The following is a 17,593-nucleotide window of genomic DNA, read 5'->3' as shown; positions in this document are numbered from 1 at the left end:
ATGGCTGCAATTACTCCGGCACGATCCAGCTTACGGTGGCGTGCCCGGTGCCAGCCGGAACCAGTTTGCTGTGCAGCCACGGCAGCACGTTATTCATCTGCTGTTCCAGCTTCCACGGTGGGTTAATCACAATCATGCCGGAAGCGGTCATGCCACGGCGATCGCTGTCTGGCAGCACCGCCAGTTCAATTTGCAGAATTTTGCGAATGCCGGTCGCTTCCAGGTCGTGGATCATGCGCTTGATTTGCTGGCGCAGCACTACTGGATACCACAATGCGTAAGTGCCAGTGGCGAAACGTTTGTAACCTTCTGCTATCCCGCGGACCACCGCCTGATAGTCGGTTTTCATTTCATACGGCGGGTCGATAAGGATTAAACCACGGCGGGAAACCGGCGGTAGCTTGGCCTTAAGCTGCTGGAAACCGTCGGCTTTTTCCACGCGCGCACGGCTGTCTTTCTGAAATTCAGAACGCAGCAACGGGTAATCGCTCGGGTGCAGCTCGGTCAGTTGCAGGCTGTCCTGTTCGCGCAGTAGCTGACGAGCAATCAACGGCGAACCAGGGTAGTAACGCAACTGACCGCTACGGTTGAAGTGTTTTACCACATTGATGTACGGCTCCAGCTCCGCAGGCAAATCCTCCTGCTGCCAGATATGGGCGATACCTTCGAGATATTCGCCGGTACGCTCGGCATGTTCGCTGCCTAACTGATAACGCCCGGCGCCTGCGTGGGTGTCGAGATAGAGAAACGGTTTATCTTTCTCTTTCAGCGACTCGATGATCAGGCTCTGAACGGTATGTTTAAGGACGTCGGCGTGGTTGCCAGCGTGAAAGCTGTGGCGATAACTGAGCATGGGTAAAGGTGTTCCGGTAAGTAAAAATCGGCCCGTATTCGGGGCGCACAAAAGCCTATCAGGACAGTATACCGAAAAGAGGCCGCCGCCGCGAAAGCGTAACGTTTCTCATTGAAATTCACTACACTTAACCCCATGCTATTGCCATTACGCGCCGGATGAGATGCTTTGTGTCACACCCGGCGAAAGCGCCTGTGAGCGTTTTGTTCCCCTCTTTAACCAGGACTGTACCTATGACGAATCCGTTACTGACTCCCTTTGAATTGCCTCCGTTTTCTAAAATTCTCCCGGAACATGTGGTTCCAGCCGTGACTAAGGCGCTGAACGACTGCCGCGAAAATGTGGAGCGCGTAGTAGCGCAAGGGGCACCGTACACCTGGGAAAATCTCTGCCAGCCGCTGGCGGAAGTGGACGATGTGCTGGGGCGTATCTTCTCCCCGGTCAGCCACCTGAACTCGGTGAAAAATAGCCCGGAGCTGCGCGAAGCCTACGAACAAACCTTGCCGCTGCTGTCAGAATACAGCACCTGGGTAGGGCAACATGAAGGGCTGTATAAAGCGTATCGCGATCTGCGCGATGGCGATCATTACGCCACGCTGAACACGGCGCAGAAAAAAGCGGTTGATAACGCACTGCGCGACTTCGAACTCTCTGGCATCGGTCTGCCGAAAGAGAAACAGCAGCGTTATGGCGAAATTGCCACCCGTCTTTCCGAGCTGGGCAACCAGTACAGCAACAACGTCCTCGATGCGACGATGGGCTGGACCAAACTCGTTACCGACGAAGCGGAGCTGGCGGGTATGCCAGAAAGCGCGCTGGCTGCGGCAAAAGCCCAGGCCGAAGCGAAAGAACTGGAAGGCTACCTGCTGACGCTGGATATCCCAAGCTACCTGCCGGTAATGACCTACTGCGACAACCAGGTCTTGCGTGAAGAGATGTATCGCGCTTACAGCACTCGCGCCTCCGATCAAGGCCCGAACGCCGGTAAGTGGGACAACAGCAAGGTGATGGAAGAGATCCTCGCTCTGCGTCACGAACTGGCGCAACTGCTGGGCTTTGAAAACTACGCCTTTAAATCCCTTGCCACTAAAATGGCAGAAAACCCGCAGCAGGTTCTGGATTTCTTAACCGATCTGGCAAAACGCGCGCGTCCGCAGGGCGAAAAAGAGCTGGCGCAGCTGCGCGCCTTCGCCAAAGCCGAATTTGGCGTCGATGAGTTGCAGCCGTGGGATATCGCTTACTACAGCGAAAAACAAAAACAGCATCTTTACAGCATCAGTGACGAACAGCTGCGTCCGTACTTCCCGGAAAACAAAGCGGTTAACGGCTTGTTTGAAGTGGTTAAACGTATTTACGGCATCACCGCTAAAGAGCGTAAAGATGTTGATGTCTGGCATCCGGATGTACGTTTCTTCGAACTGTATGACGAGAACAACGAACTGCGCGGTAGCTTCTACCTCGATCTGTACGCCCGTGAGAACAAGCGCGGCGGGGCGTGGATGGATGACTGCGTAGGCCAGATGCGTAAAGCAGACGGTTCGCTGCAAAAACCGGTCGCGTATTTGACCTGTAACTTCAACCGCCCGGTAAATGGCAAACCGGCGCTGTTTACCCACGACGAAGTGATCACCCTGTTCCACGAGTTCGGTCACGGCCTGCATCATATGCTGACCCGCATCGAAACTGCCGGTGTTTCCGGGATCAGCGGCGTGCCGTGGGACGCGGTCGAACTGCCGAGCCAGTTTATGGAAAACTGGTGCTGGGAGCCTGAGGCGCTGGCGTTTATCTCCGGTCACTATGAAACCGGCGAACCGCTGCCGAAAGAGTTGCTGGATAAAATGCTGGCGGCGAAAAACTACCAGGCGGCGTTGTTTATTCTGCGTCAGCTGGAGTTCGGCCTGTTCGATTTCCGCCTCCATGCAGAGTTCCGCCCGGATCAGGGAGCGAAAATCCTCGAAACTCTGGCAGAAATCAAGAAACTGGTTGCCGTGGTACCGTCTCCGTCATGGGGCCGTTTCCCGCACGCTTTCAGCCATATTTTCGCCGGTGGTTATGCGGCAGGCTACTACAGCTACCTGTGGGCCGATGTGCTGGCAGCAGATGCCTTCTCGCGTTTTGAGGAAGAGGGCATTTTCAACCGTGAAACCGGGCAGTCGTTCCTCGACAATATTCTGAGCCGTGGTGGTTCAGAAGAGCCGATGGATCTGTTCAAACGTTTCCGTGGTCGTGAACCGCAACTGGATGCGATGCTGGAGCATTACGGCATTAAGGGCTGATCATTCAGTGAAAATCTGCTTAATTGATGAAACGGGCGCCGGAGACGGCGCCTTATCTGTTCTGGCGGCCCGCTGGGGGCTGGAACATGATGAAGACAACCTGATGGCGCTGGTGTTAACGCCGGAGCATCTGGAACTGCGCAAGCGCGATGAGCCAAAGCTTGGCGGCATTTACGTTGATTTTGTTGGCGGGGCGATGGCACACCGCCGCAAATTTGGCGGTGGTCGCGGTGAGGCGGTGGCGAAAGCGGTGGGCATTAAAGGCGATTATCTGCCGGATGTCGTCGATGCTACCGCAGGGCTGGGGCGCGATGCCTTTGTGCTGGCTTCGGTCGGCTGCCGCGTACGGATGCTGGAGCGTAATCCAGTGGTTGCTGCATTGCTCGACGATGGCCTGGCGCGTGGTTATACGGATGCGGAGATCGGCGGCTGGTTGCAGGAGCGTTTGCAGCTGATCCACGCCTCCAGCCTGACGGCGCTGACTGATATTACCCCGCGCCCGCAGGTGGTCTATCTCGATCCGATGTTCCCGCATAAGCAGAAAAGCGCGCTGGTGAAAAAAGAGATGCGCGTGTTTCAGTCGCTGGTGGGGCCGGATCTCGACGCCGATGGGTTGCTGGATCCTGCGCGGCTGCTGGCGACCAAACGTGTGGTGGTAAAGCGCCCGGACTACGCGCCGCCGCTGGCGAATGTCGCCACGCCAAACGCGGTTGTCACCAAAGGGCATCGCTTTGATATTTATGCTGGTACACCGGCATAAAAGTAAAACAGGGTAGCGTTATCGCTACCCTGTTTTCTTCCAAAATAATCAATGGCTTTCCGGCGTCTCAATCATGCGTTTCAGCCACGGCACCATCAACAGCATCACTACTGCAACGGCCAGTGTAACCAGACCAATCTTACCAAACACGTTGGTATAGACAGGCAGCGTCTCAAGCGGGTCGGTAATGTTGTCTGGTACTGCGGTAAATGTTGCCACATAGCCGCCCAGCAAGAACGCGGCAGCCTGCGTAAGGAACCACATCCCGAGAATAAAGCCCATCAAATGTTGTGGCACCAGAGCGGCAATCATTGCCAGGCCCAGGGCGCTAATAAGCAGTTCACCTAAGCTCTGGAATAAGTAAACCAGCACGATAAACCATGGTGATGTCAGCCCCTGGGCATCCGCAAACCACATTCCCGCTGCGGCGGCTGTCAAAAAGCCCAGCGAGCACATAAACATACCGAGAGTAAATTTCATCGGCATGGAGAGGTCTTTGCCTTTGTTACCCAGATGTGTGTAAATGCCTGCCAGAACTGGGCTGGCGAGCACCACCCAGAACGGGTTAAGCGCCTGGAAGCTCACCGGGTTGATGGAAAAACCGAGAATTTCATGATGCACGTTGTTGATAGCAAAGAAGTTCAGCGACGTTGGCATCTGGGCGTAGAGGATGTAAAACACTACCGCTTCAAGCATCAGCACAAAGGCGACAAACATCTTATTGCGCCCGGTTTTATCCAGCTTGAATGCCTGACGGAAGAAGATAATGGTCACGACGATAGAGAGAACAATCAGTACCAGATTGGCGACTTCCACGTTGTGCATCAGCCATGCGCAAACGAAAATCATCACCACGCTGCCCATCAGCACGTACAACAATTTGCTGAAGTTCATCGGTCGGAAATCTGGTTCAGAACCAATATCTTTCACCATTCCGCGACAGGCGATGTAAACCAGTAGCGCGACAATCAATCCTGCTCCGCATAAGTTATAGGTGACGGAATAGCCAAATCTGTCAGCGATAACCGGTGCTAGCGACAGCGCAATCAACGAGCCGATATTGATCGACATATAGAACAGGGTGAAAGCGCCATCGAGACGAGGATCTTTCGGTGGATAGCACTTCGAAAGTAGGCTTGCCGGGTTGGCTTTAAACAGGCCGTTGCCGACGGCGATTGTTCCCAGCGCGATGAATATCAGGTCTGGCTTGAGTAGCGACATCCCGGTCATGAAGTAGCCCATCGCCAGAACAATTGCCCCAAGGACAATGGTGCGTTTAGTTCCTAACAGATGGTCGCCAACATAACCGCCGATCGAGATAAGGCCATAGACCAGCGCAGCGAAGGCACCAAAGGTGACAAAAGCCTGTTCTTGTGAGAAACCGAGCTGTTTAACGAAGAAAACGGCCAGGACGCCTTGCACGCCGTAGTAACCGAATCGCTCCCATAGTTCGACAAAAAAGATCATGAAGAATGGGCGGGGTTGTTGCAGCATCCCAGTGGGTGTTGTTGTATTCATAATTTTTAGCCTTTCAATACCATCATGAAAAGTATGAACGCGTAAGTGATTGCGCGCGAAAGAGTTTACACATGTCTAAAATTCTTAATATTGATGCAATGAATGCATTAATGCACTATCTCAGCAAAAAATAACCAGATAATCATGCTGATTGTTTTAGTTATGATGGCGTTAAATGCTGTTTTTTGGTGGGGTAAATTTGAATTATTCGATGCGTAGTTGAAGTTTCTGACCGCAGATGAACACCGGCTTGATTGAGCACTCCCGTGTTTGTACCCGCACGTCGCATTCGGGTACAACACAAAAAGCAGAACGCCCGCATAAGCGGGCGTCCAGGAGCAAGTGGGGGAGATATTATTCTTCTTCGTCGCGCAGCGGAACAATCAGCATATCAACGTGAACGGTGTTGATCAGCTGACGCGCGGAAGACATCAGTTTGCTCCAGAAGTCCTGGTGGTGACCACAAACAACCAGGTCCATGTCGTATTTCTTGATCGCATCAACCAGAACCTGACCCAAATCACCGCTGCCGCTAAGGGTTTCAGTGATTGGGTAGCCTGCGTTGGTGGAGAGTTCGGTCAATGCATGATGAGTCTCTTCGGAAATGCGTTTCTGCATGTCACCCAGATTTACATCAATAAGTCCGGTGTATAGGTCAGAGTAGTTTACATCTACGTGGATCAGAGAAACTTTCGCATTGTAGGGGCGAGCCATAGAGACTGCTTTCTCTACCAGAACTTTGCTTTCCGGGGAGAGATCGACCGCGATGAGAATGTGTTTATAAGCCATAGTGTTACTCCTTCCATAAAGTTGTCGATGACTGGCCAGCTTGCGTTTCTTGTGCCGTTACGTCACCCGCGTCCTGCGAACTACGTGCGCGGGGCTAACCCAGCCGTAAAGATTCAGTGAAAAGACCATCCTTACCTTATAGCGACCTGGATGATCCGTCAATCCGCCTTGCTTACCAATCAGATAATCAAATTTTCTACATGAATGTATTGATAGTGGTTAACCTTATGGAAAAAAAACAACCTGATCTCCTACACTATCTATAGAGCCGCTCGGATGTTTGTCATCACAAAAGCGGTTTCTCCAGGACCTGGTGTTAACTGATTGGCAGCGTATCGGGAGCGGTAGCCCCGGAGGGGAACTCCGCGGGCAGGTCGCCGGGGAGGGGGTATGATAAGCACCGTCGCATTATTTTGGGCTTTATGTGTCGTTTGCATTGTTAACATGGCGCGCTATTTCTCATCACTACGCGCGTTGTTAGTGGTACTGCGTAATTGCGATCCATTGCTCTATCAATATGTTGATGGAGGGGGCTTTTTTACCTCACATGGCCAACCCAACAAACAGGTGCGTCTCGTTTGGTATATCTATGCTCAACGTTATCGCGATCATCACGATGATGAGTTTATCCGTCGCTGCGAGCGCGTGCGTCGTCAGTTTATTCTGACCAGCGCATTGTGTGGCCTGGTGGTGGTAAGCCTGATTGCGTTGGTGATTTGGCATTAAGCGCCACGGTAATAACGCATAAAAAAAGCGGGCCAGTAAACTGACCCGCTCGTTTTTATGCGTGCGATTACAGGAACTGCAAGGAGATCCAGTACAGCGCACCGGAGAGCAGAACTGCAGCCGGGAGGGTAAACACCCAGGCCATCAGAATGCTGGTTACGGTTTTACGCTGTAAGCCGCCGCCGTCAACCACCATTGTCCCCGCTACGGAAGAGGAGAGTACGTGAGTGGTGGAAACCGGCATCCCGGTATAACTCGCCAGACCGATAGACACCGCTGCCGTCATCTGAGCAGACATACCCTGAGCATAGGTCATGCCTTTCTTACCGATTTTCTCACCGATAGTGGTCGCCACACGACGCCAGCCAATCATCGTACCGATACCTAACGCCAGCGCGACCGCCATGATGATCCACACCGGAGCATACTCGATGGTGCTCAGCATATCGGACTTCAGTTTCTTCAACAGACGCTGATCATCCGCAGTGACGCCAGGCATTTTCACCACTTTGTCGATAGTGTCAGAAACGCACAGCATAATGCGGCGCATCTGGCTACGTTGGTCAAGCGACAGCTTGTCGTAGCTTTCCACATCGGCGGTCAGCATGCCTTTCAGGCGGTTGAGCGCGTTAATGGTATTCGACGGATGGCAATGGAACTCCGCAGGTTGTGTTGCGCCTGCTTCCGGAGCCGGTACTAACTGATCGGCACCGGTCGCCTGTTTAAGCAGCGCAGGATGCTGCTCAAAGTAAGCTTCCACATTGTTGATGGCATCACGGGTACGGGTGATTTCGTAGCCAGTGGCATTCATATTCACCACGAAGCCCGCTGGTGCGACGCCAATCAGAACCAACATAACCAGACCAATGCCTTTCTGACCATCGTTCGCGCCGTGAGAAAACGCCACGCCGATAGCGGAAAGGATCAGCGCGATACGCGTCCAGAACGGCGGCTTTTTCTTGCCGTCTTTCTTTTCACGTTCCGCTGGGGTCAGGTGGATACGGGCGCGTTTCTTGGTGCCGCTCCAGTAGCGACGCAGCAAGAAAATCAGACCGCCAGCAAACACCAGGCCGACAATAGGGGAAACAATCAGAGATGCGAAAATACTTAATACTTTCGGGATATTGAGTGCATCCACCACTGACGTACCGGACATCAACGCATTGGTTAAACCAATACCGATGATCGCGCCAATCAGCGTATGGGAGCTGGATGCAGGTAAACCAAAGTACCAGGTACCAAGGTTCCAGATAATTGCTGCCAGCAACATAGAGAACACCATGGCAAGACCATGGGACGATCCCATATTAAGCAGCAGATCCGTCGGCAGCATATGCACAATGGCATAGGCAACACTAAGACCACCCAGCAAAACACCCAGGAAGTTGAACACTGCCGCCATAACCACAGCGAGCTGAGAACGCATCGCGCGGGTATAGATGACAGTTGCCACGGCGTTGGCTGTGTCATGGAAACCATTGATGGCTTCGTAGAACAGCACAAAAGCCAGTGCAAGCAATAATAACAGCCCGGTATGCAAATCCAGGCCAGCAAACAAATGTAGCATAGGACGTTACGCCATTTTGAGGACATGAACGCGGCGCATTATCAGTGACTTTCGCGGCGCGGGCAAAGTGAAATATAGATTTTTTTGATTTGCCTCCTGTATGAATTTCGCTCAAAAAATAATTATCTTATATAATTCAGACAAATACTTCCCCTAAGTAATATTGATGCTGGTGCGACCACTGAGGAATCTTTACAATTCACGCCCGTTTTTTCTAAGAGGAACGCAACGTGGAAAAGTTTGATGCCATTATTATAGGCGCTGGCGCGGCGGGTATGTTCTGTTCTGCGCTGGCAGGTCAGGCAGGGCGCAGAGTTTTGCTGATCGATAATGGCAAAAAACCGGGGCGCAAAATCCTCATGTCTGGTGGTGGGCGCTGTAACTTCACCAACCTTTATGTCGAACCAGGTGCCTATCTGAGCCAGAATCCGCATTTTTGTAAGTCTGCGCTCGCGCGTTTTACCCAGTGGGATTTCATTGATCTGGTCAATAAACACGGCATCGCCTGGCACGAGAAAACGTTAGGGCAACTCTTCTGTGATGACTCCGCTCAGCAGATTGTCGACATGCTGGTGGATGAGTGCGAGAAGGGCAATGTGACCTTCAGATTACGTAGCGAAGTGTTGAGCGTGACGAAGGATGACGCAGGATTCACGCTTGAACTGAACGGCATGACCGTAGGCTGCGATAAACTGGTCATTGCGACCGGAGGCCTCTCGATGCCGGGTCTGGGCGCGTCGCCGTTTGGTTATAAGATTGCCGAACAATTTGGCCTCAACGTGTTGCCGACGCGCGCAGGCCTGGTGCCATTCACCCTGCATAAACCGTTGCTGGACGAGTTACAGGTGCTGGCGGGCGTGGCGGTACCGTCGGTGATCACCGCTGAAAACGGCACCGTGTTCCGTGAGAACTTACTCTTCACCCACCGCGGTTTGTCTGGCCCTGCGGTATTGCAGATATCCAGCTACTGGCAACCGGGTGAATTTGTCAGCATCAATCTGCTACCGGATGTCGACCTGGACACTTTTCTTAATGAACAGCGTAACGCGCATCCGAATCAGAGCCTGAAAAACACGCTGGCGGTTCATTTGCCGAAACGGTTGGTTGAACGGTTACAACAACTCGGGCAAATCCCGGACGTCTCGTTAAAACAGCTCAACGTGCGTGACCAACAGGCGCTCATTGCCACATTGACCGACTGGCGCGTACAACCTAACGGCACTGAAGGCTATCGCACCGCCGAAGTGACGCTCGGCGGCGTGGACACCAATGAACTCTCTTCACGAACGATGGAAGCACGTAAAGTTCCGGGCTTGTACTTTATCGGCGAAGTGATGGACGTTACCGGCTGGCTAGGGGGCTATAACTTCCAGTGGGCGTGGTCCAGTGCGTGGGCTTGTGCGCAGGATTTGGCGGCAGAATAAGAGGCAAAATGCCCCCCTCGTTTTCGCGGTGTAACCAGGGGGGATTACCTGAACAAAGTCCAGATAAGACGCTCGACGCCTTATCTGAAGCCTTTTCTATTATTTTTTCGCAGACCCCGCTTCTAATATAGAAACGATGGAAAACAGTGTAAAACACACTGCACCTAAGCCAACCAAAACTCGCGAAGGAATAAAATAAGCCATATCGGTTTGCGCAATTTCAGCAAGGAACGCTGCGAGGAACAGGCAAAACAGGCAGGTAAATACCGGAATCATGGGTATTCTGTTGGCTAACGAACAGGTGCGTCGCCATACCAGCGCCAACAACCACACTTTGGAGAAAATACTGTAGCAAATCATTCCCAGACAAATAAGAATAATGCCGGGTGCCAGTCTGGCACTTTCATCAGAACTGACTAAAACGTAGATCCCCTGAATAACCGTCAGTGAGCCAAGTAAAATAACCCAATAGCACCACAGCCAATGCTCTTTCATTGAGAACGTATTCCGCGTTTGATGGACAATAGTGGCGACAAGACCAATAAGACAAGCGCAAATTGCCGTTAACCCCAACAGTACGTGACCAGCAACATAATGTGGTGTGATATTTGCACTACGTAACAGCGCGACTGACCAAATGAAACCAAAGAGAGTAAGCAGAACGGGAACGGCAATTAAGCCATTACCGATTGTTGAAGAATAAGCCTGCAACGGCGTACCATCACTCTTACTGCCCGAGGCGTTTTTGGGAATTAGCAGAAAATGCCCGGAAGACGCCGCCACGGTTGATACGCAGGCAGCAATCATCCCAACACCGAAAATAACATGCCCGGCAACAAATTCATCGGCCATGACATTATCACTTGCCAGCAGCAACCATCCCCAAATCATAGTTGCGACAGACCCAGCGTAACCAATAACAGGAAAAAGTGTGCTGTAGAGCTTATTCACACCATGCGTTAACTGCGAAATAATAATAAATGCAGTAGTGAATAACGCCAGACATATTGCAGAAAGCGAAATAAGTACATGCCCCGCCACAAAATACTCACTTTGCCCGGAACCTGCTAATACAAAATCACCCAATGCAATACATATTATCCCCATAATTAAAGGGATTAATTTAAATAGCCATCCGATATATATATTCATTTTAAACTCCATGTGTACTTTCTGCTAATATAAGAAAGCGTATCAGTAGTATTTTTAGTCAGTTAAATATAACAATGAGATACCACCAAATGTAACAAGTAACTTTACTATAGCCGGATTTATTGCCCGGAGTGTTAAGTTTTAGATGTGAGTTAATGCTGATAAATAAATATTTATCCTAAGGTAAATTCCGAGTTAATATCTTTATCTTATACTCTAAATAATTCGAGTTGCAGGAAGGCGACAAGCGAGTGAATCCCCAGGAGCTTACATGAGTAAGTGACTGGGGTGAGCGAACGCAGACGCAGCACATGCAACTTGAAGTATGACGAGTATATTTTTATTTTGTTGCTTTAAACGACCTTGTTCGAGACTGCTTTATTTAATACATAAGCTTTTATCATCTTTTTAAAAAATTATTTCGCTTTCGGTAAATATTTGCACCTCGGCGATAATAACGCTATGTGATAGTCATCGGGTTTTCTGTTACGGAAACCTACGCAGTAGTACCTGAGAACCTGTGCAGAAGATTTTTGGTTAAAAACGCTATCGGACAGAAGAACATCGCGATGTATCACAAGCTGATGGTAATCAAATAGACAACATGAATATAACTGTTAGTATTTAATTGATTTCACTTATGAGTATGCGTGTTTCATTTACGGCCAGGAATGCTGATGATGACAACATTACTACCCGTTTTCACCAGACCTTCCCCGTTGGCGCTCAGTTTGCTGCGCCCTGGCCGCCTTTGCCGTTTCCTTCTTATCCCGGATGGAATAATTCGCTGAACGTCGTTCGGTGGCAGTTGTAACACGCGTCGATTGCTTACAGGGATTATGGCGGGTCGATTATGGATAATATTAAGCGCCATCTGGCGTGGTGGGTTGTCGGGTTACTGGCGGTAGCTGCTATCGTGGCGTGGTGGCTGTTGCGTCCGGCAGGTGTGCCGGAAGGCTTTGCCGTCAGCAATGGGCGCATTGAAGCGACGGAAGTGGATATCGCCAGCAAAATTGCCGGGCGTATCGACACCATTCTGGTGAAAGAAGGCCAGTTTGTTCGCAAAGGCGAAGTGCTGGCGAAGATGGATACTCGTGTGTTGCAGGAACAGCGACTGGAAGCCATCGCGCAAATCAAAGAGGCGCAAAGTGCCGTTGCCGCCGCGCAGGCTTTGCTGGAACAGCGGCAAAGTGAAACTCGTGCCGCACAGTCGCTGGTTAATCAACGCCAGGCTGAACTGGACTCCGTAGCCAAACGTCATACCCGTTCCCGCTCGCTCGCCCATCGTGGGGCTATTTCTGCGCAACAGCTGGATGACGACCGCGCCGCTGCCGAAGGCGCCCGTGCTGCGCTGGAATCGGCAAAAGCCCAGGTTTCAGCTTCTAAAGCCGCTATAGAGGCGGCACGCACCAATATCATTCAGGCGCAAACGCGCGTCGAAGCGGCACAAGCCACTGAGCGGCGCATTGCCGCAGATATCGATGACAGCGAACTGAAAGCCCCGCGTGACGGACGCGTGCAGTATCGGGTTGCCGAGCCAGGCGAGGTGCTGGCGGCAGGTGGTCGGGTGCTGAATATGGTCGATTTGAGCGACGTCTACATGACCTTCTTCCTGCCAACCGAACAGGCGGGCACGCTGAAACTTGGCGGTGAAGCACGGCTGATCCTCGATGCCGCGCCAGATCTGCGTATTCCTGCGACCATCAGCTTTGTCGCCAGCGTCGCCCAGTTCACGCCAAAAACCGTCGAAACCAGCGATGAACGGCTGAAACTGATGTTTCGCGTCAAAGCGCGTATCCCACCGGAATTACTCCAGCAGCATCTGGAATATGTCAAAACGGGCTTGCCGGGCGTGGCGTGGGTGCGGGTGAATGAAGAACTTCCGTGGCCTGAAGACCTGGTGGTGAGGTTGCCGCAATGACGCATCTGGAACTGGTTCCCGTCCCGCCTGTCGCGCAACTGGTGGGCGTGAGCCAGCATTATGGAAAAACCGTTGCGCTGAACAATATCACTCTCGAGATTCCGGCCCGCTGCATGGTCGGGCTGATTGGCCCGGACGGCGTCGGTAAGTCGAGTTTATTGTCATTGATTTCCGGTGCTCGTGTCATTGAGCAGGGCAACGTGATGGTGCTGGGCGGCGATATGCGCGACCCGAAGCATCGCCGCGACGTTTGCCCGCGCATCGCCTGGATGCCGCAAGGGCTGGGCAAAAACCTCTACCACACCTTGTCGGTGTATGAAAACGTCGATTTTTTCGCCCGCCTGTTCGGTCACGACAAAGCGGAGCGGGAAGTGCGAATTAACGAGCTGCTGACCAGCACCGGGTTAGCACCATTTCGCGATCGTCCGGCAGGGAAACTCTCCGGCGGGATGAAGCAAAAACTTGGGCTGTGCTGTGCGTTAATCCACGACCCGGAACTGTTGATTCTTGATGAGCCAACAACGGGGGTTGACCCGCTCTCTCGCGCCCAGTTCTGGGATCTGATCGACAGTATTCGCCAGCGACAAAGCAACATGAGCGTGCTGGTCGCCACCGCCTACATGGAAGAGGCCGAACGCTTCGACTGGCTGGTAGCGATGAATGCCGGAGAAGTGCTGGCAACTGGCAGCGCCGAAGAGCTGCGGCAGCAAACGCAAAGCGCCACGCTGGAAGAAGCGTTTATCGCTTTGTTACCAGAAGCGCAACGCCAGGCGCATCAGGCGGTAGTGATCCCACCGTATCAAGCTGAAAACGCAGAGATTGCCATCGAAGCGCGCGATCTGACCATGCGTTTTGGTTCCTTCGTTGCCGTTGATCACGTCAATTTCCGCATTCCACGCGGGGAGATTTTTGGTTTCCTTGGTTCGAATGGCTGCGGTAAATCCACCACCATGAAAATGCTTACCGGACTGCTGCCCGCCAGCGAAGGCGAGGCGTGGCTGTTCGGGCAACCGGTTGATCCAAAAGATATCGATACTCGCCGTCGGGTGGGCTATATGTCGCAGGCGTTTTCGCTCTATAACGAACTCACCGTGCGGCAAAACCTTGAGTTACATGCCCGTTTGTTTCACATCCCGGAAGCAGAAATTCCCGCTCGAGTGGCTGAAATGAGCGAGCGTTTTAAGCTCAACGACGTTGAAGATGTTCTGCCGGAGTCATTGCCGCTCGGCATTCGCCAGCGGCTTTCGCTGGCGGTGGCGGTGATTCATCGCCCGGAAATGTTAATCCTCGATGAACCCACTTCTGGCGTCGATCCGGTGGCGAGGGATATGTTCTGGCAGTTGATGGTCGATCTCTCGCGCCAGGACAAAGTGACTATCTTCATCTCCACCCACTTTATGAACGAAGCGGAACGCTGCGACCGTATCTCACTGATGCACGCCGGAAAAGTGCTTGCCAGCGGTACACCGCAGGAACTGGTTGAAAAACGTGGAGCCGCCAGTCTGGAAGAGGCATTTATCGCCTATTTGCAGGAGGCGGCAGGGCAGAGCAACGAAGCCGAAGCGCCACCTGTGGTACATGACACTACCCACGCGCCGCGTCAGGGATTTAGCCTGCGCCGTCTGTTTAGCTACAGCCGTCGCGAAGCTCTGGAACTGCGACGCGATCCGGTACGTTCGACGCTGGCGCTGATGGGAACGGTGATCCTGATGCTGATAATGGGGTACGGCATCAGTATGGATGTGGAAAACCTGCGCTTTGCGGTGCTTGACCGCGACCAGACCGTCAGTAGCCAGGCGTGGACGCTCAATCTCTCCGGTTCCCGTTACTTTATCGAACAGCCGCCGCTCACCAGTTATGACGAACTTGACCGTCGGATGCGTGCGGGCGATATCACGGTGGCGATTGAGATCCCACCCAATTTCGGGCGCGATATCGCGCGTGGTACGCCTGTGGAACTCGGTGTCTGGATCGACGGTGCGATGCCGAGCCGTGCCGAAACGGTAAAAGGTTACGTGCAGGCCATGCACCAGAGCTGGCTACAGGATGTGGCGAGTCGACAACCCACGCCTGCCAGCCAAAGCGGGCTGATGAACATTGAGACGCGCTATCGCTATAACCCGGACGTAAAAAGCCTGCCAGCGATTGTTCCGGCGGTGATCCCGCTTCTGCTGATGATGATTCCATCAATGCTAAGCGCCCTTAGCGTGGTGCGGGAAAAAGAGCTTGGGTCGATTATCAACCTTTACGTGACTCCTACCACCCGTAGCGAATTTTTGCTTGGCAAACAGCTGCCGTACATCGCGCTGGGGATGCTGAACTTTTTCCTGCTCTGCGGCCTGTCGGTGTTTGTGTTTGGCGTACCGCATAAAGGCAGTTTCCTGACGCTCACCCTGGCGGCGCTGCTGTATATCATCATCGCCACTGGAATGGGGCTGCTGATCTCCACCTTTATGAAAAGCCAGATTGCCGCCATTTTCGGTACGGCGATTATCACGTTGATCCCGGCGACACAGTTTTCCGGGATGATCGATCCGGTAGCTTCGCTGGAAGGGCCTGGACGTTGGATCGGCGAGGTTTACCCGACCAGTCATTTTCTGACTATCGCCCGCGGGACGTTCTCGAAGGCACTTGATCTGACTGATTTGTGGCAACTTTTTATCCCGTTTCTGATAGCCATCCCGCTGGTGATGGGCTTAAGCATCCTGCTGCTGAAAAAACAGGAGGGATGATGCGCCATTTACGCAATATTTTTAATCTGGGTATCAAAGAGTTGCGCAGCCTGCTCGGCGATAAAGCGATGCTGACGCTGATTGTCTTCTCGTTTACGGTGTCGGTGTATTCGTCAGCGACCGTCACGCCAGGATCATTGAACCTGGCGCCGATCGCCATTGCCGATATGGATCAATCGCAGTTATCGAACCGGATCGTTAACAGCTTCTATCGCCCGTGGTTTTTGCCACCGGAGATGATCACCGCCGATGAGATGGATGCCGGACTGGACGCCGGACGCTATACCTTCGCGATAAATATCCCGCCTAATTTTCAGCGTGATGTCCTCGCCGGACGCCAGCCGGATATTCAGGTGAACGTTGATGCCACGCGCATGAGCCAGGCATTCACTGGCAACGGTTATATCCAGAATATTATCAACGGTGAAGTGAACAGTTTCGTCGCGCGCTACCGTGATAACAGCGAACCGTTGGTATCGCTGGAAACCCGGATGCGCTTTAACCCGAACCTTGATCCTGCGTGGTTTGGCGGGGTGATGGCGATCATCAACAACATTACCATGCTGGCGATTGTATTGACCGGATCGGCGCTGATCCGCGAGCGCGAACACGGCACGGTGGAACACTTACTGGTGATGCCGATAACGCCGTTTGAGATCATGATGGCGAAGGTCTGGTCGATGGGGCTGGTAGTGCTGGCGGTATCGGGATTATCGCTGGTATTGATGGTGAAAGGCGTGCTGGGCGTACCGATTGAAGGTTCGATCCCGCTCTTTATGCTGGGCGTGGCGCTCAGTCTGTTTGCCACTACGTCAATTGGCATTTTTATGGGGACGATAGCGCGTTCAATGCCGCAACTGGGGCTGCTGGTGATTCTGGTGCTGCTGCCGCTGCAAATGCTTTCTGGTGGCTCTACGCCGCGCGAAAGTATGCCGCAGATGGTGCAGGACATTATGTTGACCATGCCGACGACACACTTTGTCAGCCTTGCACAGGCCATTCTCTACCGTGGTGCCGGATTCGAAATCGTCTGGCCGCAGTTCCTGACGCTGATGGCAATTGGCGGCGCGTTTTTCACCATCGCGCTACTGCGATTCAGGAAGACGATTGGAACAATGGCGTAAGGAAGGGAAACTTGACTTCATACTGTGATGTCATACTATTGATGTCATAAAGTGAAGTCATAAGGACATGCCATGAGAACCCAGGTACAGGCTTTACGGAAGAAACAAAAAAACACATTGGATCAAATATTTAAATCTCCTGTTCCTCAAGGGATCAAGTGGTCTGATATAGAGTCACTGGTTAAAGCATTAGGCGGAGAAATTAAGGAAGGAAGGGGTTCGCGTTGTAAGTTCATACTAAATATGAGCGTTGCGTGTTTCCATCGGCCTCATCCGTCGCCAGATACCGATAAAGGCGCTGTAGAAAGCGTGCGTGACTGGTTACTAAGTATAGGGGTAAAACCATGATCAAACTGAAGACGCCAAACTCTATGGAGATTGCCGGGCAACCTGCTGTTATTACCTACGTGCCAGAACTAAATGCATTTCGTGGCAAATTCCTGGGCTTGTCAGGTTATTGTGATTTTGTCTCTGACAGCATTCAGGGGCTGCAAAAAGAAGGGGAGCTTTCCCTGCGAGAGTATCTTGAGGATTGTAAAGCTGCGGGTATTGAGCCGTATGCGCGTACAGAAAAGATTAAAACCTTTACGTTACGCTATCCAGAATCGCTGAGTGAACGCCTTAATAATGCGGCTGCGCAGCAACAAGTCTCTGTTAATACTTATATTATTGAAACGCTGAATGAGCGTTTGAATCATTTATAAATTTTAGCGGCGTACATTACGCAGAATATCTGCCTTTACAGGGTCTA

General features: G+C 52.3%; 15 protein-coding genes. 10 read left to right on the top strand and 5 right to left on the bottom strand.

The features are described 5' to 3' along the window. Positions 1–10 precede the first annotated feature (10 nt). Positions 11–853, bottom strand: coding sequence for a 23S rRNA (adenine(2030)-N(6))-methyltransferase (rlmJ, locus tag FEK43_RS17600; protein ID WP_135408196.1), 843 nt, complete (start codon positions 851–853; stop codon positions 11–13). 233 nt (positions 854–1,086) lie between these two features. Between rlmJ and prlC the strand changes: the two genes are divergently transcribed. Both prlC and rsmJ read left to right on the top strand, forming a co-directional pair. After that, the gene (gene prlC, locus FEK43_RS17595) at positions 1,087–3,129 is read left to right on the top strand and encodes an oligopeptidase A (RefSeq protein ID WP_001301787.1); all 2,043 of its coding nucleotides are present in this window, start codon (positions 1,087–1,089) and stop codon (positions 3,127–3,129) included. A 7-nt stretch (positions 3,130–3,136) separates the two neighbouring features. Beyond that, entirely contained in the window at positions 3,137–3,889 is a 753-nt protein-coding gene (gene rsmJ, locus FEK43_RS17590) for a 16S rRNA (guanine(1516)-N(2))-methyltransferase RsmJ (protein ID WP_135408194.1), read from the top strand. Between the two features lie 48 nt (positions 3,890–3,937). Here rsmJ and dtpB read toward each other — a convergent pair whose 3' ends face one another. Continuing rightward, positions 3,938–5,407 carry a dipeptide/tripeptide permease DtpB gene (gene dtpB, locus FEK43_RS17585; RefSeq protein ID WP_130209158.1) on the bottom strand — a complete coding sequence of 490 codons (1,470 nt, stop codon included), beginning with the start codon at positions 5,405–5,407 and terminating at the stop codon, positions 3,938–3,940. Positions 5,408–5,761: 354 nt separating this feature from the next. After that, positions 5,762–6,196 (bottom strand): universal stress protein UspA, encoded by a 435-nt coding sequence (gene uspA, locus FEK43_RS17580; protein WP_000323571.1) that lies wholly within the window; start codon positions 6,194–6,196, stop codon positions 5,762–5,764. A 390-nt stretch (positions 6,197–6,586) separates the two neighbouring features. Between uspA and uspB the strand changes: the two genes are divergently transcribed. Next, positions 6,587–6,922 (top strand): universal stress protein UspB, encoded by a 336-nt coding sequence (gene uspB / locus FEK43_RS17575; protein ID WP_124038640.1) that lies wholly within the window; start codon positions 6,587–6,589, stop codon positions 6,920–6,922. 67 nt (positions 6,923–6,989) lie between these two features. Here uspB and pitA read toward each other — a convergent pair whose 3' ends face one another. Next, a complete protein-coding gene (gene pitA, locus FEK43_RS17570) occupies positions 6,990–8,489 on the bottom strand; it encodes an inorganic phosphate transporter PitA (RefSeq protein WP_130209156.1) in 1,500 nt (499 codons plus the stop codon). Positions 8,490–8,719: 230 nt separating this feature from the next. Between pitA and FEK43_RS17565 the strand changes: the two genes are divergently transcribed. Next, positions 8,720–9,913, top strand: a complete 1,194-nt coding sequence (locus tag FEK43_RS17565; RefSeq protein ID WP_135408192.1) for an NAD(P)/FAD-dependent oxidoreductase — start codon at positions 8,720–8,722, stop codon at positions 9,911–9,913. Between the two features lie 99 nt (positions 9,914–10,012). Here the strand turns inward: FEK43_RS17565 and FEK43_RS17560 are convergent, their stop codons facing one another. Beyond that, positions 10,013–11,065, bottom strand: coding sequence for a DUF2776 family protein (locus tag FEK43_RS17560; protein ID WP_130209150.1), 1,053 nt, complete (start codon positions 11,063–11,065; stop codon positions 10,013–10,015). A 677-nt stretch (positions 11,066–11,742) separates the two neighbouring features. Here FEK43_RS17560 and FEK43_RS23180 point away from each other — a divergent pair. The 6 genes from FEK43_RS23180 to FEK43_RS17535 all read left to right on the top strand — a co-directional run bounded on the left by FEK43_RS23180 (position 11,743) and on the right by FEK43_RS17535 (position 17,546). Further along, entirely contained in the window at positions 11,743–11,856 is a 114-nt protein-coding gene (locus tag FEK43_RS23180; RefSeq protein WP_214251098.1) for a hypothetical protein, read from the top strand. Between the two features lie 62 nt (positions 11,857–11,918). Continuing rightward, positions 11,919–12,986 carry an HlyD family secretion protein gene (locus tag FEK43_RS17555; RefSeq protein ID WP_130209148.1) on the top strand — a complete coding sequence of 356 codons (1,068 nt, stop codon included), beginning with the start codon at positions 11,919–11,921 and terminating at the stop codon, positions 12,984–12,986. Then, positions 12,983–15,718 carry a ribosome-associated ATPase/putative transporter RbbA gene (gene rbbA / locus FEK43_RS17550; protein WP_135408189.1) on the top strand — a complete coding sequence of 912 codons (2,736 nt, stop codon included), beginning with the start codon at positions 12,983–12,985 and terminating at the stop codon, positions 15,716–15,718. The genes FEK43_RS17555 and rbbA overlap by 4 nt, the downstream gene beginning before the upstream one ends. Next, a complete protein-coding gene (locus tag FEK43_RS17545; protein ID WP_130209210.1) occupies positions 15,718–16,842 on the top strand; it encodes an ABC transporter permease in 1,125 nt (374 codons plus the stop codon). The genes rbbA and FEK43_RS17545 overlap by 1 nt, the downstream gene beginning before the upstream one ends. A 72-nt stretch (positions 16,843–16,914) precedes the next feature. Then, entirely contained in the window at positions 16,915–17,190 is a 276-nt protein-coding gene (locus tag FEK43_RS17540; RefSeq protein ID WP_001260301.1) for a type II toxin-antitoxin system HicA family toxin, read from the top strand. Beyond that, complete coding sequence (locus FEK43_RS17535; RefSeq protein ID WP_000593555.1) at positions 17,187–17,546, top strand: type II toxin-antitoxin system HicB family antitoxin; 360 nt, start codon at positions 17,187–17,189, stop codon at positions 17,544–17,546. Before FEK43_RS17540 ends, FEK43_RS17535 begins: the two co-directional genes overlap by 4 nt. Positions 17,547–17,593 lie beyond the last annotated feature (47 nt).

The sequence above is a fragment of the Escherichia sp. E2562 genome, from assembly GCF_005781075.1.
Taxonomy (GTDB): Bacteria; Pseudomonadota; Gammaproteobacteria; order Enterobacterales; family Enterobacteriaceae; genus Escherichia.
This window is presented reverse-complemented; position numbering and strand designations above follow the sequence as displayed.

Bases quoted from the DNA above. Each gene is read 5' to 3' on its own strand.
- uspB (WP_124038640.1), top strand. From the start codon at position 6,587: ATGATAAGCACCGTCGCATTATTTTGGGCTTTATGTGTCGTTTGCATT.
- rbbA (WP_135408189.1), top strand. From the start codon at position 12,983: ATGACGCATCTGGAACTGGTTCCCGTCCCGCCTGTCGCGCAACTGGTG.
- FEK43_RS17540 (WP_001260301.1), top strand. From the start codon at position 16,915: ATGAGAACCCAGGTACAGGCTTTACGGAAGAAACAAAAAAACACATTG.
- uspA (WP_000323571.1), bottom strand. From the start codon at position 6,196: ATGGCTTATAAACACATTCTCATCGCGGTCGATCTCTCCCCGGAAAGC.
- FEK43_RS23180 (WP_214251098.1), top strand. From the start codon at position 11,743: ATGATGACAACATTACTACCCGTTTTCACCAGACCTTCCCCGTTGGCG.
- FEK43_RS17555 (WP_130209148.1), top strand. From the start codon at position 11,919: ATGGATAATATTAAGCGCCATCTGGCGTGGTGGGTTGTCGGGTTACTG.
- FEK43_RS17545 (WP_130209210.1), top strand. From the start codon at position 15,718: ATGCGCCATTTACGCAATATTTTTAATCTGGGTATCAAAGAGTTGCGC.
- dtpB (WP_130209158.1), bottom strand. From the start codon at position 5,407: ATGAATACAACAACACCCACTGGGATGCTGCAACAACCCCGCCCATTC.
- prlC (WP_001301787.1), top strand. From the start codon at position 1,087: ATGACGAATCCGTTACTGACTCCCTTTGAATTGCCTCCGTTTTCTAAA.
- FEK43_RS17560 (WP_130209150.1), bottom strand. From the start codon at position 11,065: ATGAATATATATATCGGATGGCTATTTAAATTAATCCCTTTAATTATG.
- rlmJ (WP_135408196.1), bottom strand. From the start codon at position 853: ATGCTCAGTTATCGCCACAGCTTTCACGCTGGCAACCACGCCGACGTC.
- pitA (WP_130209156.1), bottom strand. From the start codon at position 8,489: ATGCTACATTTGTTTGCTGGCCTGGATTTGCATACCGGGCTGTTATTA.
- FEK43_RS17535 (WP_000593555.1), top strand. From the start codon at position 17,187: ATGATCAAACTGAAGACGCCAAACTCTATGGAGATTGCCGGGCAACCT.